A 9,073-nucleotide genomic window follows, 5' to 3' on the forward strand; every position below is an offset into this window, starting at 1 on the left:
CATCTCGTTTCCGGCCACGCGCACCGCCTTGCTGTAGACGATGCCCGCGAGCGAGATGACGGCAATGTCGGTCGTGCCGCCGCCGATGTCCACGATCATGTTGCCGGAAGGCTCGGTGATCGGCATGCCCGCGCCGATCGCCGCGGCCATCGCCTCCTCGACCAGGTGCACCTCGCTGGCCTTGGCGCGGTACGCGCTGTCCTTCACCGCGCGCTTCTCCACCTGCGTGATCTCCGAGGGCACGCCGATGACGATGCGCGGGCGCACCCACACGTTCCGGTTGTGCGCCTTCTTGATGAAGTAGGTCAGCATCTTCTCGGTGACCTCGAAGTCGGCGATGACGCCATCCTTCATCGGCTTGATCGCGACGATGTTCCCCGGGGTGCGGCCGAGCATGTCCTTCGCGTCGCGCCCCACCGCCTCGATGCGGCCGGTCACCTTGTTGATCGCCACGATCGACGGCTCGTTGACGACGATGCCCTTGCCTCGCGCGTACACGCAGGTGTTGGCCGTGCCGAGGTCAATCGCGAGGTCGGAGGAGAACAGCGAGAAAACAGAGCGCAGACTCAACGAGAACTCCTGAATTTCGTGATTTGGGGGAATTGCCAAATCACCAAATCACCAAATCGCTAAATCGCCAAATCGCTAAATCACCAAATTCTTCTCACGTGGCGGCGTCGATGCCGTTCTTGCCGCTCCCCTTCACGCGATACATCGCCATGTCGGCGGCGCGGATCAGCCCTTCGACCGACGTCGCGACGTCGGGCAGCGTCGCCACGCCGACCGACGCGGTCAGCCGGATCGACAGGCCGTCCGACTCGAGAAACGTGTGCGCGGCCACGCGCTCGCGGATACGCTCGCCGACCGCGATCGCCCCCTCGCTGCCCGTGTCGGGCAGCAGCAGCGCGAACTCGTCGCCGCCGTAGCGCGCGATCATGTCGGTCTCGCGCGCGCTCGCGCGAATGACCTCCGCCGCCTCGACGAGCGCCTTGCTCCCGCACAGGTGCCCGTGGTGGTCGTTGATCTCCTTGAAGCCGTCAAGGTCGATGAACAACAGCGAGAGCGGGCGGCCGCTGCGCGAGGCGCGCTTCGTCTCGCGGCGGAGCGCCTGCCACAGGTAGCGCGAGTTGTACAGCGAGGTCAGGTCGTCGGTCACCGACAGCGCCTCGGCGCGCGCCATCCGCAGCGCGTTGTCGAGCGCGACCATCGCCGGGTCGAGTACCCCCTCGACCATCCGCAGCACCGGGCGCGAGAGCCCTGGTTCCTTATCGGCCGGATGCCGATCCAGCCCCACGGCGGCACCGAAGACCCGGCCACGGCTGACCAGCGGGATCGCGATGAGGGCCCCGCGACTCGAGACCGGCCTGCGGCGGGATCCGGCCGTGACAAGCCTCCGGTCGGCCCCGATGTTGCCGCTCGCCAGCATGGCGCCGTTGCGAATCACCCAGGCGGCCGCGACCCGCGCGGCGAGGTCGGCGCCTCGCCAGCCACCGCGCGTCGACAGCACCCGCGCCTCGCCGACCCCCTCGCTCGCCAGGACGAACCACGCGGTCGCCTGCAACCATTCGGCCGCGCGCGCGAGGATCACGTCGGCGACCCGTTCGGGGTCGAGCGTGGCGTTGGCGTCCCGCACCATCGCCGAGAGCACGGCCGGCCGGCCAAGCGTGCGCCGGAGCCGCGACTGCGACGCGCGAAGGCGCGACGCAAGATCCGGCGGCGGCATCTGGTCAATCCGCCTCGCCGCTCGGGTTGCCCGTGGCCCTCGCTGCCCGCGCGCTGTCAATCGGCTGTGCGTCCTGTGAATTTAGGTCCTTTACCCGACGGCTGGGGAGATTTGCCGACGGTCTTTGCCTCTAAGTGGTTCTGTTGTGCGCAAATATACCACATCAGACGTTTCGCTCCGGGGCCACTTCGCCGCTATAATGACCTTTTTTCACCCCAAAGGATTTTCGTGCCATGACGATGCTCGACCGGATGCGGCGTCACAAGGGCTGGCTCAAGTGGAGCCTGGGCCTGGTCGTGCTCGCATTCATCCTCCTGTACGTGCCCGACTTTCTGGGGGGTGGCGGCCGCTACTCGCTCCAGGGAACGGATACTTACGGCCTCAACGACGCCATCGCCACCGTCGAGGGCCGGACGATCACCGCCGGGGAATTCCGCCGCACGTACCTGAACCAGCTGCAGGCGTATCAGAACGCCTACGGCGGGCAGATGAACGAGCAGCTGCTGAAGCAGCTCGGCATCGACCAGCGGATCCTGCAGCAGATGATCGACGAGGAGGTCGCGCTCGTCGAGGCCGATCGGCTCGACATCGACACGACCGACGCGGAGCTGGATCGGCGGATCCGCACGATGCCGGCCTTCCTCGAGAACGGGCAGTTCATCGGCCAGCAGCGCTATCGGCAGCTCCTCCGCATGCAGCGCCCGCCCCTCAGGCCCGAGGAATTCGAGGCGGAGCTGCGCCGCTCGCTCGTCATCCAGAAGCTGCGGAGCGCGCTCACCGACTGGATGCGGGTGAGCGACGCGGAAGTGGACGCCGAGTTCCGCACGCGGAACGAGAAGGTGAAGCTCGAGCTGGTCGTGTTCGGCGCGGACCGGTTCCGCGACGGGCTGACCGCGAGCGACGCGGAGGTCGCCGCGTATTACGAGAAGAACAAGGAGCAGTTCCGCACCGGCCCGAAGCGCAAGGTGAAGTACCTGCTGATCGACCTGCAGGCGCTTCGCGGCAAGGTGACCGTGCCGCCGCAGGACGCGCGCCGCTATTACGACCAGAACGTCGAGCAGTTCTCGACGCCGGAGCAGATCAAGGCGAGCCACGTCCTGGTCAAGGCCGAAGGGAAAGACGACGCCGCTGCCAGGAAGATCGCCGAAGACGTGCTCGCGAAGGCCAAGGCGGGCGCGGACTTCGCGGCGCTGGCCAGGCAGTACTCCGAAGACGAGTCCAACAAGGGCACCGGCGGCGACCTGGGGTTCTTCGGGCGCGGCGCGATGGTCAAGGAGTTCGAGGACGCGGCATTCGCGCTGGAGCCGGGGCAGATCAGCGACGTCGTGAAGACACAGTTCGGCTACCACGTGATCAAGCTCGCCGAGAAGAAGGCGACCGAGGCGCGAACCTTCGACCAGGTGCGCGCGCAGATTGAGGATCAGCTCAAGTGGGAGCGCGCGCAGCAGCAGGCACAGCAGATCGCCGAAGAGATCGCCGACGATCTGGACTCGGCGGCCGACCTGGACACGGTGGGAAAGGCCCGCGGCCTCACCGTCGGCGAGTCAGGCTTCTTCGAGCGTGAGGAGCCGATCGCCGGCCTCGGGTTCTCGCCGGAGGCGGGCGCGGCGGCCTTCCAGTCGAAGGACGGGGCGGTCAGCGATCCGATCCGCACCCCGCAGGGGATCGCCTTCGTGGCGGTCACCGGCAGGCAGGACTCGCAGGTGCCTGCCCTGGACGCCGTGAAGGACAAGGCGCGCGAGGCGCTGCTGAAGGACAAGTCGGTGGAGGCGGCACGCGCGAAGGCGGCGTCGGTGGCGGCCTCCTTCAAGGCGGGGGATTTCGCCGCGGCGGCCAAGGGGGCCGGGCTCGACGTGAAGACCACCGAGCTCGTCGCGCGCGGCGCATCGCTGCCCGAGGTGGGAGTCAGCGACGCGGTGGACGCCGCGGTGTTTGCGCTGCCGGCCGGCAGCGTGACCGATCCGGTTCCGACCGGGAACGGGATTGTCATCGCGCGCGTCGTGGAACGCAGCGACGTGACGCCGCAGGACATCGCGCAGGGGCGCGCTGCGCTGCGCGAGCAGATCCTGACCGAGCGCCGCAACCGCTTCTTCAGCGCCTACATGACGAAGGCGAAGCAGAAGATGAGGATCGAGATCAATCGGGACGTGCTCAGGCAGGTTGTGGCGTAGCGGAACGCGGTGTGCCGGCCTTACCGGCGCTTGACCCTGGCGGTGGGTCACGAACAACCCCGATAGTTCTGTTGCCGAGGCGACTCCGGACTTGGAGTCGCGATCAAGGTCTGAAAGCCCTTCGGCTTCTTCTCTGCGTTCGGCGTTGGAGAGCCCCTCGAATCCCTCGAACCCCTCGAATCCCTCGAACCTTCTCGAACCCCCTCGAACCCCCTCGAACCCTCTCGAACCTATCGAACTTCTCTCCCCCCAGCTCCCTCTGCTTTCAACATCCCGTGACTCAATATCGCCCCAATTTCCTTGAGCACCGTGTCGGTGTCCTGTCCGAAATGGTCCGGGACGCCGAACAGCACTTCCACGGTGAAGTAATGCAGCAGGAACCTCGTCGTCAGCATGACGGCGGCGAGCGGTGAAACGTCGCCGCGCATGAGACCCTGCACGCGGCGCCTCGCTTCGGGCGTCGCCAGGAACGCCTCGAACCGGCTGGCCATGTCGGAATAGAACTTCCGGATGTGGCTCCCCTCGAACTCCACCACGTCCACGTAGATGAGCGCGATGTAGGGGCGGTAGCGCTCGACGGTCTCGCGCGCGGCCCGGCCGAGCGCCTCGAGATTGTCGGGAAACGCGCCGTCGAACAGCGCGCGGTTGAACGGGTAATCGGGCGACTCCACCGCCTCCCAGTAGCGATCGAGCAGCGTCCGGAACACCGTCTCCTTGTCCGGAAACTGGTGATACACGTTCCCGGTGGAGACGCCCGCCTTCACGGCGATGTCGCGCATGCTGGTGCCGTGGTAGCCCTGAGTCGAAAAGAGCTTCAGGGCGGCATCGAGGATCTGCGCGCGGCTGCGGCCGGAACGCTCTTCCTGGTTCAACCGCCGCTGTCCCCGGCCCCGCGCCGTCTTGGTGGTTCGCATCGTCTATCCTCTCAGGCGGATCGAAGCACGGTGCAGACCGACGCGCAGAGCGGCCCGCCAATGTTGAACGTGGCGGCCGCGCGGGGCTGCGCCACCTGCAGTGGCGCCGGGGCCTTGCCCAGCAACTGCCAGGCGCACCAGCCAATCATCGCGATGCCGGTCGCCCCGACGGGATGCCCTTTCGCAATCAGGCCGCCCGACGTGTTGATGCCGCACTCGCCGTCCGGCCGCGCCTTGCCGTCAACCCAGTATTTCGCCCCCCTTCCGTATTCAGCCTTGCCGATGACCTCGGTGCCGATCGCCCCCGCGACCGTGAAACAGTCGTGCACCTCGGCGACATTGACGTCCGCCGGCGCGACGGCCGCCATGTCGTAGGCGCGCCGCATGGCCGCGTACGCGCCGGCCGGACGCAGCGTCTCGCGCCCCGCCTTCATCAACGGGTCGGTGGCCTGGCTCCAGCCGGCGACGCGGACCGCGTCGGCGCGTTTCACGCCGAGCTTCGCGAGCCCCTCTTCGGTCGCGAGAATCAGCGCGGCGTAGCCGTCGGTGATCTGTGAGCAGTCATAGGTCTTCAGCGGCAGGCCGTCCACGATGTAGCGGTTGATTCCGCCGATCGTGCATGCGGCGTCGACGGTCAGCTCGACGTTCCGCATCTGGGCACACGGGTTCTCACGCGCATTGGCGTACTCCTGCACGGCGATCTGCGCCAGGTCGCGCTCGCTCGCGCCGTGCGACTCCATGTAGGCCGCCATGATCTCCGCGAACAGGTGCGGGAAGACAAACGTCCTGCCCTCGCGTTCGGCGGGATGCGAGTAGTAACCCAGCACCTCGCCGACGAGCCTGCCGTCCATCTTGCCTTCCGCGTCGCGCATCTTCTCGTAGCCGGCGGCGACGCCGACCTCGCCGAGCCCGCACTGCAGTTTCTGGATGACCGAGAGCACCGCCTGCCCGCCCGACGCGCAGGCGTTCTCCACCGACTCGATCGGCTTGCCCGCCAGCCCCGGCACCATCGCCATCAGGCCCGAAAGCAGCCCCTGGCGGTTCAGCGTGAAGTTGCACGCGGCGCCGATCGACCCGACGTCGATCGCCGCGGCATCGGCATCGATCGTCCGGCACACCTCGTCGACCGAACGACTGACGATGGTGGGCACGTCCATCGCGAGGAGCTTCCCGAACCGGGACTGGTGATAGGCCGCAATGTAGATGGGTTTCGTCATAGTCGTTTCTGCAGTTCCGTCTTGACCACCTTCCCGTACGCCGTGCGCGGGAGGGCATCGATGAAACGGAACTCGCGCGGGAGCTTGTAGCGCGAGAGGCGCTCCCGCAGGTGCGCCGTGAGGGCCTCGGCGGACGGCGCGGTGCCTGGGCGCGCGACGACGAACGCCACGCCCGCTTCGCCCCAGGTCTCGTGCGGCACGCCGACGACGGCGGCATCCTGTACGTCGGGGTGCAACAGCAGCACCGCCTCGATCTCGGCGGGATAGACGTTGACTCCCCCGCTGATGAACATGTCCTTCTTGCGCCCGGCGATGTAGAAGAACCCTTCGGCGTCGGACCGGGCGGAGTCCCCCGTGTGAAACCAGCCGTCCGCGTCGAGCGCGTCGGCGGTGGCCGCCGCGTCGTTCCAGTATCCCTGGGTGACGTGCGGCCCGCGCAAGAGCAGCTCCCCGATCTCGCCGGGAGCGACCGCGTTGCCCTGGCCATCGACGAGCCGCGCTTCGGTGAACATGAGCGGCTTGCCGATCGAGCCCTTCTTGTGGATCGAGTCCTCCGTGGTCATCGCGAAGCAGTTGACCCCCACTTCGGTGAGGCCGTAACCCTGCTTGAACGTGACGCCGCGCCGCTGGTAGGCGTCGATGAGGTACTGCGGCAGCGGCGCTCCGCCGCTGATGCACCAGCGCACGCGCCCCAGGTCCGCCGTGGCAAACGCCGGCGCGTTCATGAGCATCTGGAAGATCGTGGGAACGCCGAACACCACCGTCGCCCCCTCGCGCACGATGGCGTCCCAGACTTCGCCCGCATCGAAGGCGCGATGCAGAACCACCGTGCCGCCGACCGCGAACATGGGCGTCAGGAACACGCCCAGGCCGCCGGCATGGTAGAGCGGCGTGAACACCGGCGCCACGTCATCGTCGCGAAGCTGCCAGCCGATCACCGTGTTGAACGCGTTCCACGCCACCATCCGGTGTGGAATGCGGACGCCTTTCGGCCGGCCGGTGGTGCCGCTCGTGTACAAGAGCGCGAGGAGGTCCTCGCCGTCGCAGGACACCGCGACGAACGGATGCCCGATGGCAGCATCGCGCAGCCGCGCGTAGTCTTCGAGCGTGACGGTCCGTTTCTGTGAAACGGGCCCTTCGAGTCCGCCGGGCGAGCCTGCGAGGCCCGCCGCATCGGCTATCAGGACGCGCGGGGTGGCGTTCTGGAGGATGTCGTCGATCTCGTACGGGGTGTTGCGCGTGTTGAGCGGCACGAGCACGACGCCCGTGCGCGCGGCGGCGAAGAAGATCTCGACAAACTCCACCGAGTTGGCCGCCAGCAGCGCGAGGCGGTCTCCCTTGCCGAGGCCGAGCGCGCCGGCCAGCACGTGCGCGGCGGCCGACGCCCGCGCGTCCAGCTCCGCGTACGTCAAGCGGAGACCGCTCGCCACCTCGACGAGCGCGAGCCTGGACGGCGTCAGCCTCGCGCGCTCCCGGAGCAGATCGGCGTGGATCATCCCACCCGCACCTCACGCGCGGAACGCGACCGCCGCCTGGTTGTAGCCGACCCCCGATCCGACGAGCACGACCAGGTCGCCGTCGTGAATCCTGCCAAGTTCCCTCGCGCGATCGAGCGCCATCGGGATGCACGCCGATCCGGTGTAGCCCCACTCCTCCATCACGGTCTGCGTGCGCTCCATCGGCAGCCCGAGATCCTTCATCACGAGCTCGATGCTGGGCTTGCGGACCTGCGAGAACACGATGAAGCCGATCTCCGAAACGCCGAAGCCGTGGTCCCGCGCGAGCCGGCGGACCAGCCGCGGCCACCCGTCGTGATTCACCTCCGGCGGATAGCGCTCGAGCATCCTGACCGTCGTCCGCCCCGCGCGAACGGCATCCTCCGTCGCAGGCTCCGCGGTGCCGCCGGCATAGATGCCCCAGCTCCCGGCGTACGCGCCGTCGGCCTGCAGCGCCGACCCGATGAACCCTGGCGTCGTTCCGGCGACGAGCACGGCCGCGCCGGCGCCGTCGCCATAGAAGAAGTTGAACGGATCGTCCGGGCCGGCAAGCTTGTGCATCAGGTACGCGCCGACAATGAGCGCCGCGCGCATGGTCGGATTTGCGGCCATCATGCCGGCGGCGGCCGCCAGGCCGGTCGGGAACGACGCGCACGCGCAGCCGACGTCGAACGTGCCGGCTCGCCTCGCGCCGAGCTTGTGCTGCAGAACCACGGAGGTGGCCGGCGTGATGTAATCCGGCGAGTCGGTGCCCAGCACGATGAGGTCGAGGTCATCCGGCGTCAGCCCCGCGCGTTCGATCGCCTGGCGTGCCGCGGGCAAGGCGACGTCCGACGTCGCCCAGTCCTCGGGAGCGTGCCACCGTGTCCTGATCCCGCTCGATTCCTCCATCTTGCGGATGAACTCGGGGAACCGCGACTTCAGCTGCTCGTGCATCATCGCGTTGCTCACCTCGATGGGCGGGATGAACCGTCCCGTCGAGGCGAGGCGCGCGTAGCGCCCGCTCATGTGCCGACCACCAGTCCGCCATCGACCGACAGGACGGCGCCGTGCACGAACGCGGCGCGGTCGGAGGCGAGCCACGCGTACGCCTCCGCGATGTCGTCCGGCTCTCCCATGCGCCCGATCGGCGTATGGCTCACCATCCCTTCGAGAACTTTCGCGGGCATCGCCTTGAGGATCTCGGTGGCCACGAAGCCGGGGGCGACGGCGTTCACGCGGATGCCGTAGCGCCCCAGCTCCCGCGCCCAGGTCTTCGTCATGTTGATGACGCCGGCCTTCGTGGACGCGTAGTTGGTCTGGCCGAAGTTGCCGTACAGGCCGACGACCGAGGACGCGTTGAGGATCACGCCGCGCCCCGCCTTGATCATGTGCGGCACGACGGCGCGCGTGCAGAGAAAGACGCCGCGCAGGTTCACGTTGATGACGGCGTCAAAGGTGTCCTCGGACATCACGGACGCGACCGCGCCGTCCTTCCACTTGACGAGCTGGGCGTCACGCACGATGCCGGCGTTGTTGACGAGCACGTCGACGCCGCCCCACGACTGGATCA

The 9,073-nt window shown here is 67.9% G+C and carries 8 protein-coding genes; 1 reads left to right on the forward strand and 7 read right to left on the reverse strand.

Annotated elements, in window-relative coordinates; all coding sequences use genetic code 11:
• Positions 1-570 (reverse strand): rod shape-determining protein MreB (gene mreB / locus HYU53_18835; GenBank protein ID MBI2223250.1); only part of this gene is annotated, 570 nt, incomplete at its 3' end.
• Positions 571-664: 94 nt separating this feature from the next.
• Positions 665-1,723, reverse strand: a complete 1,059-nt coding sequence (locus HYU53_18840; GenBank protein MBI2223251.1) for a GGDEF domain-containing protein — start codon at positions 1,721-1,723, stop codon at positions 665-667.
• Positions 1,724-1,956: 233 nt separating this feature from the next.
• Between HYU53_18840 and HYU53_18845 the strand changes: the two genes are divergently transcribed.
• On the forward strand, positions 1,957-3,894 hold the full coding sequence (locus tag HYU53_18845; protein MBI2223252.1) for a peptidyl-prolyl cis-trans isomerase: 1,938 nt from the start codon (positions 1,957-1,959) through the stop codon (positions 3,892-3,894).
• A 230-nt stretch (positions 3,895-4,124) separates the two neighbouring features.
• Here the strand turns inward: HYU53_18845 and HYU53_18850 are convergent, their stop codons facing one another.
• The 5 genes from HYU53_18850 to HYU53_18870 all read right to left on the reverse strand — a co-directional run.
• Complete coding sequence (locus tag HYU53_18850) at positions 4,125-4,808, reverse strand: TetR/AcrR family transcriptional regulator (protein ID MBI2223253.1); 684 nt, start codon at positions 4,806-4,808, stop codon at positions 4,125-4,127.
• Between the two features lie 11 nt (positions 4,809-4,819).
• Positions 4,820-6,025 carry a thiolase family protein gene (locus HYU53_18855; protein ID MBI2223254.1) on the reverse strand — a complete coding sequence of 402 codons (1,206 nt, stop codon included), beginning with the start codon at positions 6,023-6,025 and terminating at the stop codon, positions 4,820-4,822.
• The gene (locus HYU53_18860; protein ID MBI2223255.1) at positions 6,022-7,521 is read right to left on the reverse strand and encodes a long-chain fatty acid--CoA ligase; all 1,500 of its coding nucleotides are present in this window, start codon (positions 7,519-7,521) and stop codon (positions 6,022-6,024) included. The genes HYU53_18855 and HYU53_18860 overlap by 4 nt, the downstream gene beginning before the upstream one ends.
• A gap of 12 nt (positions 7,522-7,533) precedes the next feature.
• Entirely contained in the window at positions 7,534-8,529 is a 996-nt protein-coding gene (locus HYU53_18865; GenBank protein ID MBI2223256.1) for a ketoacyl-ACP synthase III, read from the reverse strand.
• Positions 8,526-9,073: SDR family oxidoreductase (locus tag HYU53_18870; protein MBI2223257.1), on the reverse strand; the 548-nt coding region annotated here is incomplete at its 5' end. The genes HYU53_18865 and HYU53_18870, both read right to left, overlap by 4 nt.

The organism is Acidobacteriota bacterium, assembly GCA_016184105.1.
Lineage (GTDB): Bacteria > Acidobacteriota > Vicinamibacteria > Vicinamibacterales > 2-12-FULL-66-21 > JACPDI01.

Coding starts and splice junctions, on each gene's coding strand:
- HYU53_18840 (MBI2223251.1), bottom strand. CDS start 1,723: ATGCCGCCGCCGGATCTTGCGTCGCGCCTTCGCGCGTCGCAGTCGCGG.
- HYU53_18845 (MBI2223252.1), top strand. CDS start 1,957: ATGACGATGCTCGACCGGATGCGGCGTCACAAGGGCTGGCTCAAGTGG.
- HYU53_18850 (MBI2223253.1), bottom strand. CDS start 4,808: ATGCGAACCACCAAGACGGCGCGGGGCCGGGGACAGCGGCGGTTGAAC.
- HYU53_18855 (MBI2223254.1), bottom strand. CDS start 6,025: ATGACGAAACCCATCTACATTGCGGCCTATCACCAGTCCCGGTTCGGG.
- HYU53_18860 (MBI2223255.1), bottom strand. CDS start 7,521: ATGATCCACGCCGATCTGCTCCGGGAGCGCGCGAGGCTGACGCCGTCC.
- HYU53_18865 (MBI2223256.1), bottom strand. CDS start 8,529: ATGAGCGGGCGCTACGCGCGCCTCGCCTCGACGGGACGGTTCATCCCG.